General features: G+C 38.4%; 21 protein-coding genes. 8 read left to right on the forward strand and 13 right to left on the reverse strand.

Going from position 1 to position 17,565, the window contains the following annotated elements; all coding sequences use genetic code 11:
• Window positions 1-77 precede the first annotated feature (77 nt).
• The 8 genes from purF to KTH84_RS16345 form a co-directional block, all read right to left on the reverse strand.
• Entirely contained in the window at window positions 78-1,619 is a 1,542-nt protein-coding gene (gene purF, locus KTH84_RS16310; protein ID WP_262474219.1) for an amidophosphoribosyltransferase, read from the reverse strand.
• A 25-nt stretch (window positions 1,620-1,644) separates the two neighbouring features.
• On the reverse strand, window positions 1,645-2,232 hold the full coding sequence (locus KTH84_RS16315; RefSeq protein WP_262474221.1) for a CvpA family protein: 588 nt from the start codon (window positions 2,230-2,232) through the stop codon (window positions 1,645-1,647).
• Between the two features lie 6 nt (window positions 2,233-2,238).
• Window positions 2,239-3,243 (reverse strand): quinone-dependent dihydroorotate dehydrogenase, encoded by a 1,005-nt coding sequence (locus KTH84_RS16320; protein WP_262474223.1) that lies wholly within the window; start codon window positions 3,241-3,243, stop codon window positions 2,239-2,241.
• Between the two features lie 89 nt (window positions 3,244-3,332).
• Window positions 3,333-3,812, reverse strand: a complete 480-nt coding sequence (gene gspM, locus KTH84_RS16325) for a type II secretion system protein GspM (RefSeq protein ID WP_133972571.1) — start codon at window positions 3,810-3,812, stop codon at window positions 3,333-3,335.
• Window positions 3,812-4,951, reverse strand: a complete 1,140-nt coding sequence (gene gspL / locus KTH84_RS16330) for a type II secretion system protein GspL (RefSeq protein ID WP_262474226.1) — start codon at window positions 4,949-4,951, stop codon at window positions 3,812-3,814. The genes gspM and gspL overlap by 1 nt, the downstream gene beginning before the upstream one ends.
• 22 nt (window positions 4,952-4,973) lie before the next feature.
• Window positions 4,974-5,429, reverse strand: a complete 456-nt coding sequence (locus KTH84_RS16335) for a SixA phosphatase family protein (protein WP_042897139.1) — start codon at window positions 5,427-5,429, stop codon at window positions 4,974-4,976.
• Window positions 5,430-5,485: 56 nt separating this feature from the next.
• Window positions 5,486-6,559, reverse strand: coding sequence for an NAD(P)H-dependent glycerol-3-phosphate dehydrogenase (locus KTH84_RS16340; RefSeq protein ID WP_202741592.1), 1,074 nt, complete (start codon window positions 6,557-6,559; stop codon window positions 5,486-5,488).
• A 34-nt stretch (window positions 6,560-6,593) separates the two neighbouring features.
• Window positions 6,594-7,169 carry a nitroreductase gene (locus KTH84_RS16345; RefSeq protein WP_262474229.1) on the reverse strand — a complete coding sequence of 192 codons (576 nt, stop codon included), beginning with the start codon at window positions 7,167-7,169 and terminating at the stop codon, window positions 6,594-6,596.
• 209 nt (window positions 7,170-7,378) lie between these two features.
• On the opposite strand from KTH84_RS16345, the gene KTH84_RS16350 reads away from it, so the two are divergent.
• Window positions 7,379-7,759 carry a hypothetical protein gene (locus KTH84_RS16350; protein WP_005046134.1) on the forward strand — a complete coding sequence of 127 codons (381 nt, stop codon included), beginning with the start codon at window positions 7,379-7,381 and terminating at the stop codon, window positions 7,757-7,759.
• A gap of 39 nt (window positions 7,760-7,798) precedes the next feature.
• Here KTH84_RS16350 and rhlB read toward each other — a convergent pair whose 3' ends face one another.
• Together rhlB and KTH84_RS16360 are read right to left on the reverse strand one after the other, a co-directional pair.
• A complete protein-coding gene (rhlB, locus tag KTH84_RS16355) occupies window positions 7,799-8,950 on the reverse strand; it encodes an ATP-dependent RNA helicase RhlB (protein ID WP_197730994.1) in 1,152 nt (383 codons plus the stop codon).
• A 102-nt stretch (window positions 8,951-9,052) separates the two neighbouring features.
• Window positions 9,053-9,265 carry a cold-shock protein gene (locus tag KTH84_RS16360; RefSeq protein ID WP_000126912.1) on the reverse strand — a complete coding sequence of 71 codons (213 nt, stop codon included), beginning with the start codon at window positions 9,263-9,265 and terminating at the stop codon, window positions 9,053-9,055.
• Window positions 9,266-9,639: 374 nt separating this feature from the next.
• Here KTH84_RS16360 and KTH84_RS16365 point away from each other — a divergent pair, with 374 nt between their 5' ends.
• The 5 genes from KTH84_RS16365 (at window position 9,640) to KTH84_RS16385 (ending at window position 12,371) form a co-directional block, all read left to right on the forward strand.
• Complete coding sequence (locus KTH84_RS16365) at window positions 9,640-9,885, forward strand: sulfurtransferase TusA family protein (RefSeq protein WP_042897147.1); 246 nt, start codon at window positions 9,640-9,642, stop codon at window positions 9,883-9,885.
• A gap of 133 nt (window positions 9,886-10,018) precedes the next feature.
• The gene (gene rpoH / locus KTH84_RS16370; protein ID WP_003650733.1) at window positions 10,019-10,885 is read left to right on the forward strand and encodes an RNA polymerase sigma factor RpoH; all 867 of its coding nucleotides are present in this window, start codon (window positions 10,019-10,021) and stop codon (window positions 10,883-10,885) included.
• Between the two features lie 110 nt (window positions 10,886-10,995).
• Window positions 10,996-11,361: a DUF423 domain-containing protein gene (locus tag KTH84_RS16375; RefSeq protein ID WP_262474238.1), complete on the forward strand. Its 366-nt coding sequence runs from the start codon at window positions 10,996-10,998 to the stop codon at window positions 11,359-11,361.
• Between the two features lie 13 nt (window positions 11,362-11,374).
• Window positions 11,375-11,572 (forward strand): sulfur carrier protein ThiS, encoded by a 198-nt coding sequence (gene thiS / locus KTH84_RS16380; protein ID WP_042897149.1) that lies wholly within the window; start codon window positions 11,375-11,377, stop codon window positions 11,570-11,572.
• 13 nt (window positions 11,573-11,585) lie between these two features.
• Entirely contained in the window at window positions 11,586-12,371 is a 786-nt protein-coding gene (locus KTH84_RS16385) for a thiazole synthase (RefSeq protein ID WP_005039404.1), read from the forward strand.
• Between the two features lie 127 nt (window positions 12,372-12,498).
• On the opposite strand, the gene KTH84_RS16390 is transcribed toward KTH84_RS16385, so the two are convergent.
• Both KTH84_RS16390 and yaaA read right to left on the reverse strand, forming a co-directional pair.
• Window positions 12,499-13,125: a metal-dependent hydrolase gene (locus KTH84_RS16390; protein WP_262474244.1), complete on the reverse strand. Its 627-nt coding sequence runs from the start codon at window positions 13,123-13,125 to the stop codon at window positions 12,499-12,501.
• A gap of 22 nt (window positions 13,126-13,147) precedes the next feature.
• A complete protein-coding gene (gene yaaA / locus KTH84_RS16395; RefSeq protein WP_133972557.1) occupies window positions 13,148-13,921 on the reverse strand; it encodes a peroxide stress protein YaaA in 774 nt (257 codons plus the stop codon).
• Between the two features lie 125 nt (window positions 13,922-14,046).
• On the opposite strand from yaaA, the gene KTH84_RS16400 reads away from it, so the two are divergent.
• Window positions 14,047-14,679, forward strand: coding sequence for an alpha/beta hydrolase (locus KTH84_RS16400; protein ID WP_042897153.1), 633 nt, complete (start codon window positions 14,047-14,049; stop codon window positions 14,677-14,679).
• Between the two features lie 199 nt (window positions 14,680-14,878).
• The gene (locus KTH84_RS16405; protein ID WP_262474249.1) at window positions 14,879-15,835 is read left to right on the forward strand and encodes a ribonuclease Z; all 957 of its coding nucleotides are present in this window, start codon (window positions 14,879-14,881) and stop codon (window positions 15,833-15,835) included.
• 106 nt (window positions 15,836-15,941) lie between these two features.
• Here the strand turns inward: KTH84_RS16405 and KTH84_RS16410 are convergent, their stop codons facing one another.
• Entirely contained in the window at window positions 15,942-17,402 is a 1,461-nt protein-coding gene (locus tag KTH84_RS16410) for an aminoacyl-histidine dipeptidase (protein WP_262474253.1), read from the reverse strand.
• Window positions 17,403-17,565: the final 163 nt, after the last annotated feature.

Below are 17,565 nucleotides of genomic sequence, written 5' to 3' on the forward strand. Positions count from 1 at the left end.
GTAAATATTCCCAATTACATTGTTAGTTTTCATCATAAAAGAAAAAAGCGGGAAATACCCGCTTTTTTCAGCTATTTCTATTCTTCTTTAATGCCTGTTAAATCTACAGAAGCTGCGTCAACATTAACATCAATGTAACCATCTTTTTTCTTTTTAGCAGAATCATTACGCTTCTGCTCCAAATTATTTAGATAAACTCCATCGATATCACCTGTTACATAGATTCCATCAAAAACAGAGCAATCAAACTCAGTTAGATCAGGCACTTTGCTAGTACGTACAGCATTTTTCAAGTCTTCCAATTCTTGGAAAACCAAACGATCAGCACCAATAATTTCTTGGATCTCTTCTACACTGCGTTCTGAAGCAATTAGCTCAGTTTTAGCAGGCATATCAATACCGTAAACGTTTGGATACATAACCTGAGGCGCTGCTGATGCAAAGTATACTTTTTTTGCACCAGAATCACGTGCCATCTGGATGATTTCGTTACAGGTTGTGCCACGAACAATTGAATCATCAACCAGCAAAACGTTCTTGCCTCTAAACTCAAGTTCTACAGGGTTTAATTTCTGACGTACTGATTTTTTACGCTGTTGCTGACCAGGCATAATGAAGGTACGACCGATATAACGGTTTTTCATAAAACCTTCACGGAACTTCACACCTAAAATATTTGCTAGTTCTAATGCTGAAGTACGGCTCGTATCCGGGATTGGAATAACCACATCAATATCATGGTCCTCGCCCCAGTCACGTAAAATTTTATGAGCAAGCTTTTCACCCATTTTTAAACGAGCTTTATAAACTGAAATTCCGTCAATGATGGCGTCAGGACGTGCAAAATAAACATATTCAAAAATACATGGGCGGTACTTTGGATTAGCTGCACATTGTCTTGTGAACAATTCACCATCAGCAGTGATAAAAATTGCTTCACCAGGTTCAATGTCACGCTCAATTTTAAAACCAAGCGCTGTAATAGCAACTGATTCAGAAGCGATGATGTATTCCATCTCGCCTTGTTCAGTCATACGTGAACCATAAATGAGTGGGCGAATACCGTTTGGATCGCGGAAACCAACTAGACCATGACCGGTAATCATCGCCACTACGCCATATGCACCTAGACAGCGCTCGTGTACACGAGTAACTGTGTGAAAAATATCATCTGGTGTAGGGTTTAAAGTACCGTTCTTCTGCAACTCATGCGCGAATACGTTCAAAAGAACTTCTGAGTCAGAATCAGTATTCATATGACGTAAATCTGTTTTAAACAGGTCATCATGAATATCTTCGGCATTGGTTAAATTACCATTATGTGCGAGCGTAATACCGTAAGGTGAGTTCACATAAAACGGTTGTGCTTCAGCACTGCTAGCAGAACCAGCAGTTGGGTAACGTACATGGCCAATACCATAATTACCAAGTAATGCTCTCATATGACGAGTATGAAAAACATCACGTACCATACCGTTATCCTTGCGAAGGAAAAGACGGCCTTCATGGCAGGTTACTATTCCAGCTGCATCTTGCCCACGATGTTGCAACATCGTTAAAGCATCAAACAACATTTGGTTCACTGGCGATTTACCGGCTATACCAACAACTCCACACATAGCAACCTCGCAGACAAGCTAGGAATTAATAAAAAGGATTCTTTGTCGAATGGTCGGATCGGTTTTCTAAATCTTCCGATTCGTCCACTGGTTTTGAAGGGGTGCTTGATGCACTACCCCCAGATGTTATTTGATGAAATGCCTCACTTGCTGCATCTTTAGACAACTCGGTCGCTAAAGGTGCATAAGGCAGTAAAAATTGTATAAGTCTGGACTGTTTCCAGTGTGGTGAACTTTCAACCCAAGGCCCTACGCCCTGCATTGTAATCAACACAACCAACAAGCCTTTTAAAGAACCAAAAGCACCACCTGCTAAACGATTTAATGGCCCCAATTTCAGACTTTTCAAGAGGCCATTTAAAAATGCAGTGACGATCCATGTTAAAACAATGATCATAAGTGCTATAAATGCGAAAGCTGCAATCTTTTGAACCACTGGATCATGACTTAAACCTGACATTGACGGCGCAAGAAGGACAGCATATTTTGCACCCATAATTAATGCAATGATCCATCCTACCAAGTTCGCAAAGGCTTTGATAAATCCTTGTCGCAAACCGTTTAGCCCCCCAATGAGCAAAAGTATCAGAATAATGATATCAATTGTGTTCATATTCACTTAAGTCATGGCTGCAACACATCGCTTTACAAGAGTAGGACCGGTATAAATCAGTCCACTATAGATCTGCACTAATGTTGCCCCAGCTTGCTGTTTGGCTACCGCTTGTTCACCCGATAAAATTCCACCGACACCAATTAATGGTATTTGTCCTTTTAACGTTTGAGCAAATAAGCGCAAGCATTCTGTACTTTTTTCAAACACAGGTGCACCTGATAGGCCACCTGACTCATTACTATAGGGAAGGTTTTCTACACCTTCTCTCGATAAAGTCGTATTTGTAACGATTAGACCATCAATTTTAAATTGCAATAATTGCGCTGCAATAAACTCAACATCTTCTGCTGTTAAGTCAGGCGCAACTTTTAAAACCAAAGGAACATAATGATTATATTGCTCGGCAAGCTCAAGTTGTCTTTCTTTTAATGTTTGCAATAATTCAGTTAATGCATCGCCACTTTGTAAACTTCTTAAGTTCTTAGTATTTGGAGATGAGATATTAACGGTAATATAAGAAGCGTAGTTATAAACCTTCTCAAGGCAAATCAGGTAATCATCAACAGCCTTTTCTACAGGCGTATCTGCATTCTTACCAATATTGATACCTAGAATGCCTTTAAATTTTGAAGCTTTAACATTCTCAACAAGCTTATCAACACCATCATTATTAAAACCCATGCGGTTAATAATGGCTTTCGCTTCAGGAATACGGAACAATCGTGGTTGTGGATTACCCGACTGAGGACGAGGTGTAATTGTACCAATTTCAATAAAACCGAAACCTAGTCCGGCTAAAGAATCAATATGTGCACCATTTTTATCAAGCCCAGCCGCTAAACCTACCGGATTTGGAAATTCAATTCCCATACAGGTTGTTGGTTTCGATTCTACGCTCTGGCGTAGCAGGCCGAACTTATGTGCTTTATCAAGCATAGATAATGTTAATTCATGGGCACGCTCTGGTGCTAAACTAAACAACATCGGGCGAGCAAGTGAATATAACATACCAATCACAGTCTACTGATTTTAGGTAGGCATATTATAGGCACAGGTAGCACAAAACACCATGCTTAAGAACAGCATATTTTAATATGTTATTGAACCGTCGCTGTTAATTTAATCTGTCCTTCACTTGAAACCATTTCCATTTTTTGAATACTTAAACCCATTTGCGCAAGTTGGGTTAAAAAGTTCGCTAAAATTGCATAATTCTGATGAGTAACAATAATTTGTAATTGCTCACCATTTTGTTGAGAAGTGACCGTTAAACCTTGTTGCTGAGCTACTCGTTGTATTTTTTCCGATTGGCCCAGCTCAAGTTCACTCGCTGGTTTCATGGTAACTGCATTACTCTGCATCCAGACCATCAAATCTTTTAAATCATTTAAGCGCTGTTGTTGTTGCTCTGCCAAGGAATGCATTTTCCAAAGTGAAGCCCCTACAATAGTCACTACAAGAAAAATTGTAGTAAAGACCACCATAACCCGCTCACGCACAGTTAAACGATCTAAATATTGAGTGACTTGTTCAATCCACTGGTCAAAGCGGTTTTGCAATTGAGTTATCATTTTCATTATTGTATTTTCACCACTCCAATTGCCCCACCACCATCGGCTTGAACATTACCCAATTCAGCTTTGAATCCCTGCTGGTTAAGTTGTTGTGTTAAAGCTTGCAAATCATCTGCTGACTTTGCTTTTAATGCCATAGTTAGTGTTGATGCATCATAAGCTAACTGCTGAGCTAAAATTTGTCTTTGCATTAAAATAGGACCAACACGGCTCAATAAAGAAAGTGCTTGTGTATCACCTTGCTTACTCATGCGTAAATGACTTTCAAATTGGCTTTTTATATTTTGCTCATTTACCCGACTTGAAGGACCAAACCAATATTTATATTGCTCGACCGTCTGTTCCGCGGTTTGATTAGCCACATTTCTTAACTTTATCCAACGCAAAAAATCATAACTAAACTGAACCACTATAATTGCTAAAACAATAGCGGCACACGCTTTCCAATAACCAGAAACCGTATGCTCTTGCCCTTTGGCTTTCGGTAGAACAGTAAAAGGATGCTGTTTAGGTTTATCTAAACCCTGAAATTGATAGATAAATTCAGAATGATGTTCGGCATCTGATGCTGCCACCAAACTTTCGAGTTGCTCTGTTGTTAAACCACTATATTGATAATGAGTTTCGACTGATTGAAACTCTAAAAATAATGCTAAATCATCGAGTGAATTACCCACCCATTTACTTTCACGCACAAGTAATTTCTGGTCAATATTACACAAAACCACTTGCTGCTCTTGAGGTTCAGGTAAAATCAGAAAGTCTGGCAATAAAGCAACGAGTTTAATAGGCAGCAAAGCCATTGCATGCTGCCATGTTTCAACTGTTGTTTTTGCCACTCCCAATACGGTTAATTGATCAGCATGAAAATGATGCACTACTTTCATATGATCAATAGGCAAAGTTACAAATTCTTCAAGCAAATATTTAACACCATCTGCCCCTAGTTGCTTGTAATGAGACTTTGCCATGTGCTGCTGGAGTACCTGAGCATGGCGACTAGGGAAAAAGATGACAGCTTCTTTTCCTTGATGTAATTGCAGGTCTTGTATGAGTTGATCAAGACTTGCTGCCTGCAACCAGTTTTCTCCGTTAGACCAATGCCATATTCCATTGGTTTCAGGCATCCATAAATACAGCATAATGGGCTAAATGACCTTTTAATTATATTGTGGGTATAAAACTATTTTTTTGTGTTGATAAACCAGTTGCAATAACAGCCTGATCATAAATTCGAGCTTCGGCAAGTGCAAATGGATTAAAGTTTTCATGTGTCAGTAATTCGGCAATATGCCCTACCACGTTCATATGACACACGACGACAATTGACTCATAAGGTACCTGAGACAACCATTCAACTGCTTCTTTTGCATTATCATCTGGTTTAATTTTATCGCATAACAGCACAGGAACATCTTTAAAATAAGTTTGAATATGCGCCAATGTCTCTTGAGCACGCAATAAAGGACTAACTACAAAAATATCAGGCTTAACAATATCTTTTAAAAATGTTGCTGTCTGCTCAGCTTGAGCATGTCCACGAGCGGTAAGCGGACGTTTAGTGTCATTACCATTCACTGGAGGAGCGGCTTCACCATGACGAACCAATGTCAGTTGCATAAATATTCCTTGTTAATAATTCTTGCATTATAACCGTAATTTATGACATTTCTTCTTCAGACTTCATGATGAGGTAAAACAAATTCAACGTCACTACGATGTCCATTTTTCATCAGAGATAATGCAATATTTAAAGGTGGCGCACCTTCGAAAATAACCTCATATAAGGCATTTGTAATAGGCATATATACGTCTAGTTCTTCTGCTTTACCACGCACTTGAACAATCGTATTAATTCCTTCCGCAGTTTGCCCCAACTCTTTACTCGCTTGGTCAAGTGTTTTACCTGAACCTAAAGCATAACCAATCTGATAATTACGGCTTAATGGACTATTACAAGTTGCAAATAAATCACCAACGCCAGATAAACCTAAGAACGTTAACGGATTTGCCCCTTGCTTGACTGCAAAACGGCTCATTTCGGCTAAAGCACGCGTTAAAATCATACTCTTGGTGTTTTCACCAATTTTGTAAGCAGCACCAATTCCCATTGCAACTGCATAAATATTTTTAAGTGCCCCACCTAGTTCAACACCATGCACATCATCGCTACCAAACACTCGGAATAAAGCGCTATGAAGAGCATGCTGCACAGCATAACGAACTAATTCAGAATCACTGGCAATAACAGTACCAGATGGCATCCCCGCCATAATCTCCTTAGCGAGATTTGGGCCAGATAACACCCCATAAGGAACTTCTGGCAATTCTTCACGAATAATATCGCTCATGAAGCTAAAAGTTTTAGCCTCAACACCTTTCGTTAAAGAAACAACCGCCTGTGCAGTAATAAAAGGAGCAATTTGCTTTAATACATCACGAAATGAATGACTAGGAATTGCCACCAAAATAATATCTCGATCACACACTGCTTGTTCTAGGTCAGATACAGCACGTAAAGATGACTCTAAAACAAAGTCTGGTAAATATCGTTTATTAATATGGGTTTTATTAATTTCTTCTGCTGTATTAGCATCACGAATCCAGATCATGGTGTCACAGCCATTACGTGCAGCTAAATTCGCCATAGCCGTACCAAAACTACCTCCACCTAACACAGTAATACGTAATGCTGTTTTTTTATCGACCTCAACAGGTTCCACTAAATCTGTAAACTTAAATTCAGCCATGCTTTATTATCCTATTTCTTACTTTTACAGACTTTTATGCCTGCCAAACTTTTACGAATTCTTTACTTTCAATATCTGCACGCGGTGCAATCGCTTTAGCTGCTGTGCCCACATAAATAATACCTGAAATTAAATCATGTGGTTGCAATCCTAAATGCTGTTTTAACCAGTTTGATTCGACAACAGCCCCACTACGCCACATGGTGGAAAAACCTTGAGCTTGTAATGACAATAAAAGGTTCTGTACAGCAGCCCCTGTACTTAAAATCTGTTCAAAATGTGGAACCTTAGGATGGTCTTGCAATTGCGTAAGCGCTAAAATGAGTAAAGGCGCGCGGAAAGGATGTTGCTTAACTCGTTCAAGTTGCGCTGAGTCAGTTTCACCTAAATCAGCTAGTGCTTTCGCTAAAACCTCACCAAACGCAGCACGCTGTTCAGCCTCAATAACAACAAAACGTGTGGGTTTAAGTCTATGATGGTCAGGAGCAGTTAAAGCCGCTTGAAAGGCCAATTCTAATTGATCTGCATTTGGTGCAGGCTCAATCAATTGACCAATAGATTGACGTTGGTGAATATTCTGATGAATTATCTGTGTTGCTGAATCCGTCATTAATATTGATCTAACTCAAAAAATTCAAAATAGATTAGCATAATCTACCGATAATCCACCATTGTATCTAGAACATAAAAATAACGAGTTCATATTTTGACATTTTGCTAAGACAAAACATCAAAACTAATACAACCTCTTCAAAATCAATTAGAAAACTTGTGTTCAAATAGTTAGATCTTTTGACGATTAAACATATTAGGTGAACCATGAAAAAAATAATTTTAGCGAGTGCATTGAGCAGTGTTGTTTTATTACTAGGTGCTTGTGCCACTACCCCTAAAAACACCTTGGCTGTTCAAAAAGAAAATAATCAATTTGAAGTCACGGGCATTGGTAAAACAAATCTAATTGCAAAAAATAATGCGATTACTGCCGCTCAAAAAACTTGTTCAAAAAATACTACGCCTGTTGTTGTAGATGAAAAAACAACATATAACGGCGTATTAAAAGATGTAGTAAGCGAGAAAACAGGCCAAATGGTTGAAGCAGCAGCTGGTGTGATTGGTACTTTAACTGGCAAAAATGCATCTCTAGCAAAAGATGATGACTACCAAACTACACTTACTTTCTATTGTAAAATTAATTAATCAAAAAAAAATCCCAATCAAATGATTGGGATTTTTTTATTAGCAATAACCCTCTATACGGGTTAATGGTAATTTCTTACCAATTGCTTTTTCAATTTCTGGCAAGTAAAAAGCATCATCTTCTGAAAGGAAACTAATACTTACACCTTGTGACCCAGCACGGCCTGTACGACCAATACGATGCACATAATCGTCTGATTGCTCAGGTAAAGTATAGTTGATCACATGAGATACGCCATCAACATGAATACCACGGCCTGCAACATCAGTTGCGATCATGATATTATTTTTACCCTGCTTAAACTGGTCTAACATTTTTAAACGTTTATCTTGAGCAATTTCACCTGAAAGCATCCCGACCCGATATCCATCTCTCTTTAAATGATCATAAAGACGGCGTACTTGATCACGTCGATTAGCAAAAATCATGACTTTATCGATAGGTTCTTCACGCAAAATATCTTGTAGCAAACGATATTTATCTTGTTTAGCTACGACATAAACACGTTGCTCAACATCGCTATTGGTTTTTTGCTCAGGTTCAATTTCAACAGTGATTGGCTCAAATAACCACTGTCTCGCCAAATTAAGCACGTCATAACTAAAAGTAGCCGAGAACATGAGGGTTTGACGTTCTTCCTTACGCGGAGAATAACGCACGATACGTTTTACAGAAGGAATAAAACCCATGTCCAATAAGCGGTCAGCTTCATCAATGACTAGGAATTCAATTTGATCGAGCCAAACTTCTTTTTGTTCTACAAAATCAATTAGTCGTCCAGGAGTGGCAACTATGATATCTACAAAATTAGCATCTAGCTGTTTCTTTTGCTTATCAAAATCTACGCCACCTAACAGGGTCACGATGTGTAAATCTGAAAATTTTGTGAGTAACTTCGCATCGCTTTCAATTTGCAATGCCAATTCACGAGTAGGCGCTAAAATCAAGGCACGTGGCTCACCACGAAAACGCTGCTCTTGAATCGGGTTATGTAACAAGTCATTAATTACACTAATCAGGAAAGCAGCAGTTTTACCTGTTCCTGTTTGTGCTCTACCAATTGCATCATGCCCGCCCAACGTATATTTTAAAACCTTTTGCTGAATCGGGGTCATTTGCTTAAACCCTAAAGCATCAATCGCCTTTTTAAGTTGCGGATGTAAATTCAAGGTTTCAAAACCAGATGTCATAAATACATGCTCTAACAAACAATCTCTCTAATGAGAAGATCATTATAAACAAAAACGCCCCAATTCAAAAATTGGAGCGTCCGTGATTCATCAAAAGATGAATTAGTCTAAAGGCTGAACGTTTTCAGCTTGAAAACCTTTTTGACCTTGTACTACACTAAATTCTACGCGTTGGCCGTCACGTAAAGAACGGTGACCGTCACCAACGATTGCACGGAAATGAACGAATACGTCATCACCGCCGTTACGTTGAATAAAGCCAAAACCTTTAGTGTCGTTAAACCACTTTACTACGCCTTGTTCGCGAGCTGTCATAAGTCAATCCTCAGATGTTGAAAAAAGGACCTTCCGGTGTTGCAAACAGCAGAGCAAACAAGTTTTTAAAATATTTATAATCTTAAAGCTTGTAATCATTCTGTAAAACTATCAACAATTTCCGGTTACATCCATTTGTTATAGGGTTTTTAAACCATTTTAAGTGTGTGGTAAATCCTAAAACGGTTCGAGCTTACCATGGGTTTATGACAATTAATAGAATTTTTTTCAATTATCTCCCCTATTTTTAGTCCTTTTTTTAAACAGCTTATTACAATGTTTTTTATAGGTAATTGCGTGTTTCTTCTTTTATAAAATGTGCCGTATTTATAAAAAATTTGTTAAAATAATTTTTTTAGTTGTTTTGATAATGAATGACCAACTCTTCTTTTACTACAGCAGTCATTGAAATTAACGCTTTGGGCCAACCCTGTCCGATGCCCCTGTTAATGCTAAAACGTGAACTCAAAAAAGTATCGGGTAAACAGCAATTCTTATTAAAATCTTCTGACCCTCATAGTGAAATAGATGTAACTCGTTACTGTGGGTTACATCATTTTATGTGTCAGACTACACATATATCCGAAAGAGAATTTCACTATTTAATTGAAACTCAATAATTCTTTGCTAAACTAAAAGATTAGAAATTGCATAAAATTTTACATTTTTCTACCCAATTTTCCTTAATTATGAAGCTGATTCAAATTAAGATGAATTTATTGGTTATCCCATCCGATCCTACAAGGAGAAATCATGAGTGACAGCAGCAATCAATTGATGCCCCTGTCATTGTCTGCGCCCGGTGTAAACCTTGGTGCATATATCAGTACTGTCAATCAGATTCCTATTTTAACGGCCGAGCAAGAAAAAGAACTTGCTGAACGTTATTATTATGACCAAGATCTTGATGCCGCAAAAATGCTGGTAATGTCGCATTTACGTTTCGTCGTTCACATTGCGCGCAGCTATGCAGGTTATGGCCTACCACAAGGCGACCTTATTCAAGAAGGTAATTTAGGCTTAATGAAAGCCGTGAAGCGTTTCGACCCAAATATGGGCGTGCGTCTTGTATCTTTTGCCGTCCACTGGATTAAAGCAGAAATTCACGAATACGTTATCCGTAACTGGCGTATTGTCAAAATTGCAACGACCAAAGCACAGCGTAAATTATTTTTCAATTTACGTAGTTTAAAAAAATCGAGTAAAAAATTAACGCTCGAAGAAGCTCAATCGATTGCGAATGACTTAAATGTAACGGCAGAGCAAGTTCTGGAGATGGAAGGTCGTTTGACCGCTTATGATGCTGCTTTCGAAGCTCAAGGCGACGACGATGATGACACCCCACATACTGCACCTGCATTGTATCTTGAAGACAACCGCTATGATCCAGCTCGTTTAGTCGAAAATGAAGACTGGGAAGAGCAAAGTACATCTGCCCTACATAATGCAATGGATCAGTTAGATGACCGTTCGCGTAACATTTTACAACGTCGTTGGTTAGATGATGACAAATCTACTCTCCACGAGTTAGCGGCCGAATATAATGTATCAGCAGAGCGTATTCGCCAGCTTGAAAAGAATGCAATGGAAAAAATTAAAATTGCTATGTCTGCAAGCTAAAATAAATTTAAAAATAAAAGGGCGATTAGCCCTTTTGTTTTATCTGGCTATGTTTAGCCAACCTAATCTATGATAACGTTGCCTTTCATTATTCATTTGCGTTTTTTGTTATGTGGATTGCCATTTCAGCCCTTAATCTTGCCTTTGCAGTCATGTTGGGTGCTTTTGGAGCACATGGTCTTAAAGCTCACGCGAGTCCTGAGCAACTGGTTTGGTGGCATACTGCAACCGACTATTTTTTCTACCATGCTTTAGGTCTCTTAGCACTTGGTATTTTAAGCAAAGTCATCCTTACGTTTCCTATTAAATTGCCATTCATATTGATTCAGATCGGTATTTTATTCTTCTGTGGTTCTCTCTATATCATAGCGCTTGGATTACCGCGAATTTTAGGGGCAATTACCCCAATTGGTGGAGCATTTATGATAGCTGGATGGCTCGTTTTGGCTTGGAATGCCCTCAAATACGCAAAATAATTGGAATGTGATCATGCAAATTTATTTAAATGGCGAATTAACGGACACGCCTTGTCAAAACCTAATGCAGCTCATTCAGGCTTTGGCACTTGAAGGAAAAAGATTTGCGGTCGAATACAACCAGCAAATTATTCCAAAAAGCAAATTAGAGCAAATCACTATTGCTCAACATGACCGTATCGAAATTATTCACGCTGTTGGCGGCGGCTAAGTCGGAGTTATCCATGCAAGACACCCCTCTCATTATTGGTTCACGTTCTTTTCAATCTCGTTTATTGGTAGGAACTGGCAAATATAAAGACTTAAATGAAACAGATTTAGCCATTCAAGCAAGTGGTGCAGAAATCGTTACTGTTGCAATCCGCCGTGTGAATATTGGACAACATCCAGATCAGCCAAATTTACTGTCTGTCATTCCGCCAGAAAAGTATACAATTTTGCCAAATACCGCAGGTTGTTTTGATGCTGATAGCGCAGTACGCACTTGCATGTTAGCGCGTGAACTTCTAGACGGTCACAACTTGGTAAAACTTGAAGTTTTGGGCGACGAAAAGACATTATATCCAAATGTAACCGAGACTTTAAAAGCTGCACGCACTTTGATTGATGACGGTTTTGAGATTATGGTTTACACCTCTGATGACCCGATCATTGCTCAAGAACTTGAAAGTATGGGCTGTGTTGCGATTATGCCTTTAGGCAGTCTCATTGGTTCAGGTTTAGGTATTTTAAACCCGCATACTATTTCAATTATTAAAGAAAATGCAAAAGTGCCAGTTTTGGTAGATGCAGGCGTTGGCACAGCAAGTGATGCAGCTATTGCTATGGAACTTGGTTGTGACGGTGTGTTGATGAATACAGCGATTGCTGCGGCTCAAAACCCTATTTTGATGGCCTCTGCAATGAAAAAAGCGGTTGAAGCAGGTCGTGAAGCATTTTTAGCTGGCCGTATGCCACGTAAACGCATGGCAAATGCAAGCTCACCAGAAACAGGTTATTTCTTTAAATAATTTATTTCTAAGGAATCACTGCTTTTTCAGTGATTCCTCTCTCCTCTTAGCCATTCCCACTTTTTAAAAAGTCTAAAAATCTATATCGCTCTACTCTAATTAACAGATCTAGATTCTTATATTTAGCTTAGGCTATATCTAATATTTGCTTTAAATTTTGCCTAGCTCTTAACTCAAAATTCTTTTGAAAATAAGTCGTCTGATAAAGTGGGTCTGACTGATAAAAATGCGTTAAAACTTCTTTTCTTTTAATTGAATATACTTGTGGATCAACCCAAGAATATTCCTGCTGAATCTGCTGTTCATATTCCGTAAAACGTTCAGGTGTTGCTGCCAAAATAGCTAAATCAATATCTAATAAAAACTGTAAATCTAGGACATCAGTCGACACATGCTTTTGGGTAGCAAGAATCCACTGCTTGATTTTCTGAACTGTATTTACTGTTAAGTCTTGAGCCATATATTGCTCAAAGAGCTCAGCACTTTTAAGCTCATTGTCTTTGGCTTGTGGATCATAGATAACATCATGAAAATAAATTGCCAATGCCACTGCATATGCATCATTTAATTCTGATCGAATTGACTCGAACAGAATTAAGCATTCATATATATGTTGAACAGTATGATAAGCCCGCTGCTTTTCACTATAAGCAGCGATGAGTATATCTAAGATTTTTTGCGGCTCAGAAAAGTGATAATACTGATGCAGCTCAAACCAAACATGTTCCAATTTTGATAAATAAAGCTGCATCATAAAATACTATCCTTTCTTAGGATTATTGCTCATCTCGCTTAAATACCAGTTCTTTTGCTGATGAGTTTTCAGCATCAAAGTAGTATCCATCAGTATTGAACGCTTTAATATCCTCAGCTTTATTTAACTGGTTTTCAATCATAAAACGAGCCATTAAACCGCGTGCTTTTTTCGCATAGAAACTAATGACTTTATATTTGCCATTTTTCTGGTCAAGAAAAACAGGCTTAACAATTTCAGCCTTAATTTTCTTCTCGTTGACCGATTTGTAGTACTCATCTGAAGCTAGATTTACAAGTAATTCAGATTTAGTTTCATGCAAGTCTTCATTAATCTGGTTGGTGATAATCTCACCCCAGAATTCATACAAATTATGACCACGTAAATTTTTTAATTTAGTGCCCATTTCTAGACGATAAGGCATCATTAAATCTAAAGGACGTAATAAACCATATAAGCCAGATAGCATACGTAAATGCTGCTGTGCAAAATCAATATCTTTGTCTTTTAAATGATAAGCATCTAAACCTGTATATACATCACCTTTAAATGCATAGATCGCTTGACGAGCATTTGAAAAATCAAATTCGGGCTTCCAATCTCTAAAGCGATTAACATTAAGTGTGGCAATTTTCTCACTCACACTCATTAAACTCGCAATTTCCGATGCAGAAAGTTTGCAACACACATCAATTAATTGTGCTGAGTTCTCTAGCAATCGTGGTTGAGTAAATTCATCTGTGGGTAAAGCTGTTTCATAATCTAAAGTTTTTGCAGGAGAAATTAAAGCAAGCATAGACAACCTGAAAAAATTATTCTTAATCCCAACTATAACAGTAGATATTTTTTAATGCTAACTCGTGTTTTCAATGGCGACTATCGGTAAAATAGCATCACGTATTGTTATTTAGCGGTTCTTATATGTCTGAGCAAACTTTCATCCAGGGTCCAGTAGGTAAAATTGAACTTTTTGTAGACCGCCCTGAAGGTGAAATCAAAGGCTTTGCGGTTGTATGCCATCCGCATCCATTGCAAGGTGGAACCCCTCAACATAAAGTCCCAGCACTTTTAACCCAAATCTTTAATGAATATGGCTGTATTGTTTATCGTCCGAGTTTCCGCGGCTTAGGCGGCAGTGAAGGCATTCATGATGAAGGCCATGGTGAAACCGAAGATATTTTAGCCGTAATTGAACATGTTCGTCAGCTTCATGAAGGCTTGCCATTTTATGCAGGTGGCTTCAGTTTCGGTTCACATGTTATGGCAAAATGCTTTGCACAACTTAATCCTGAATTACGACCTGTACAGTTAATTCTATGTGGTTTACCAACGGCTACCGTAGTGGGCTTGCGTCATTATAAAACACCTGAAATTCAAGGTGATATTCTACTCATTCATGGTGAGCAAGATGACATTACCTTGCTTTCAGATGCAATCGCATGGGCAAAACCGCAAAAGCACCCAATTACGATTTTACCGGGCGCTAACCACTTCTTTACAGGCTATTTAAAACAGCTCCGCCAAATCATTACACGCTTTATTATCATGAAATAAATTGTGGTTTGATGGACATAGATTAAATCTACGTCCATCATTTTATAAGCCATGTAACGACTAAAAATTATTCCAACTTAAACCAAAACGAGCCAAATATTTTTTCACTCGATCAATATCGTTTGTTCACCATAATTTCTATAAAGCTTTATAAGTGTTTATAATTAAAATACGTATTTGACTTAAAAATTCCAAGAATATGCTTCATTTTACTTTTTTAGGTACGTCATCGGGTGTACCCACTCTTACTCGTAATGTTTCAGGATTAGCGATTCGTAACAACAAAAATAAGGACTGGATTTTAATTGATGCTGGAGAAGGTACTCAGCACCGCATTCAACAGGCCAGACTTTCATTACAAAACATGATTACCATTTGTATTACACACGTTCACGGCGACCATTGTTATGGTTTAGTTGGTTTACTGGCAAGTGCAGGCATGAATGCCCGTACAAAACCGTTAATAGTCATTGCACCAAAAGAAATTCAGCAATGGTTTGAAATCACTGCCCGACTTACGGATTTACATTTGCCCTATTCACTCCAATTTATTGATGTTAATGAAGCAATACAGCCACAACAGCTCACCGATGAATTCATCGTTCAGGCACATCCTCTTAGCCATCGTGTCCCAAGTTTTGCATTTAGCATTTACATAAAATCTATGCAGAAAAAGCTAGATATCCAAACTTTAACTCAGCTTGGCGTACCTAAAGGCAAGATTTGGGGTGATTTAAAACAAGGCTACGATGTTGAATTTGAGGGACAAATCTTAAAATCTAAAGACTTTATCAAAATTCAAAATCAGCAGATTCATGCAATTATAGGTGGTGATAATGATCAGCCTGAACTATTAGCCGATGCTTGCAAAGATGCTCAACTACTTATTCATGAATCAACTTACTTACAAACAGTTTTAGATAAAGTAGGCAAAGGACCAATGCACAGCTCAGCAAAAATGGTGGCTGAATTTGCAGAGCAGCAATCTTTGGATAATTTAATTCTGACGCATTTTAGCCCTAGGCATCAGGATAAAGCTGGACAGCAAACTATTGCTGAAGAAGTTCGCCAGTTTTATAAAGGTCATTTTTATTTAGCAAATGATTTTGACGAGTTTACTTTAAACGAAGCCGGACAACTTTTAAAAATCGAATAAAATCATATGAGTTATAAAATCGAATTTATCGAGTTAGGTACAAATTATTTTCATGTAGAGGTCAAAGTTTAAGAAGCTCACTAATGAGCTTCTTATTTCTAAAAAATTACTTTACAGATGCTAGAGCCGTCACCAACAACTTCCAGCATTTCTCTACCGTATCTACTTTTACTCGCTCACCCGGTGCGTGCGCTCCTTGAATGTCTGGTCCAAATGAAACCATCTGCAAATCTGGATAGTGCTCGGCAATAATCCCGCACTCTAGTCCTGCATGAATTACTTTGAGATTTGGCTCGATATTAAAAGCGGTCTGATAGGCTTGCTGTAAGCACTTTAAAGCAGCCGAATCAGGATTTGGTGTCCAACCTGAAACTAACGGTGTGAGTGTAGAGCCAATATTAAATTGACTAAAATGTGCCTGAATTTTCTTTGCAAAATCTTCAGCTTCTTGATTTACCATTGAGCGAACCATTAAAACAGCTTTTCCACCCTCTCGATTTAGTTTTACAACCCCAAGATTATTTGAGGTTTCAACCACGTCTGGTAGAGCCTGACTCATACTTGCAACGCCGTATGGGCTTGTTGCCAAAGCTTGTAGCCATTCGCCTTGCTGCTGCAGAGCAATCACTTCAGTCACTTCAGCACCAGTTGATTGAATACTTAATTGCAGATTGTCATCAATACCCTGTAGCTGTTTTTTCCATGTCGTTTGATATTCAGAGAGTAACTTTTCTAGTTCTGGTAACTGATTAGGCGAAATTGCAATAGTGGCAACTGCTTCTCTAGGCAACGCATTACGAGCTGAACCACCACTAAACTCAACAAGTCTTCCACCAAGCTTTGCTAAATACTCATTTAAAAAGCGGGCTAAAATAACGTTGGCATTGCCACGTCCTAAATGAATATCTACACCAGAATGACCACCTTTGAGGCCAGCAACCTGAATGTTCAAGGCAGTCAAGTCTTCAGGAATTTTTTCATAATTAAGTGGCTGTGCCACTTCAACATCGATACTACCAGCACATCCGAGATATAACTCGCCCCACTCTTCTGTATCAATATTGAATAACCATTTTCCTTTTAGCACACCTGCCTGTAAAAGGCGCGCACCACTCATGCCTGCTTCTTCATCAATGGTTAAAAGAACTTCAATTGGCCCATGAGCAAAGTCACTTGAATCTAAAACTGCCAAAGCCAAGGCTACTCCAATGCCATTATCTGCACCCAAAGTGGTATCTTTAGCAATTAACCAGCCATCCTCAAGAACTGGGCGAATCGGGTCTTTAAAGAAGTCGTGTACTGTGCCAGTGTTGGCTTGTGTGACCATATCTAAATGGCCTTGAAGAATGACTCCGGGCACATGCTCCTTACCCATCGTACCATTCTTACGGATAATCAAATTTCCTACTTCATCTACGTAAGTTTCTAAATTTCGACTTTCTGCCCAATCTTGCAAATATTGGCGAAGTTGCTGTTCATGTTTTGATGGACGAGGAATTGTGCAAAGTGTTTGAAAATGTTGCCAAACGACTTGAGGAGATAACGCTGCAATATCAACCTGTGTCATGAAAATCACGCTCTAATGATGTAAATATCGTAATAATTTCAATATACACAACACATTAAAGATAGGTAGGGATTTCAGGAAAGATTTTGTATTTTTATATTTAATTTAAATAAAAAATACGGCTTCGTTAAAAAGCCGTATTTAATCGTAGAAACTTATCAAT

Origin of the sequence: Acinetobacter sp. WU_MDCI_Abxb74 (assembly GCF_025513915.1) — a bacterium.
Classification (GTDB): Bacteria; Pseudomonadota; Gammaproteobacteria; order Pseudomonadales; family Moraxellaceae; genus Acinetobacter; species Acinetobacter calcoaceticus_C.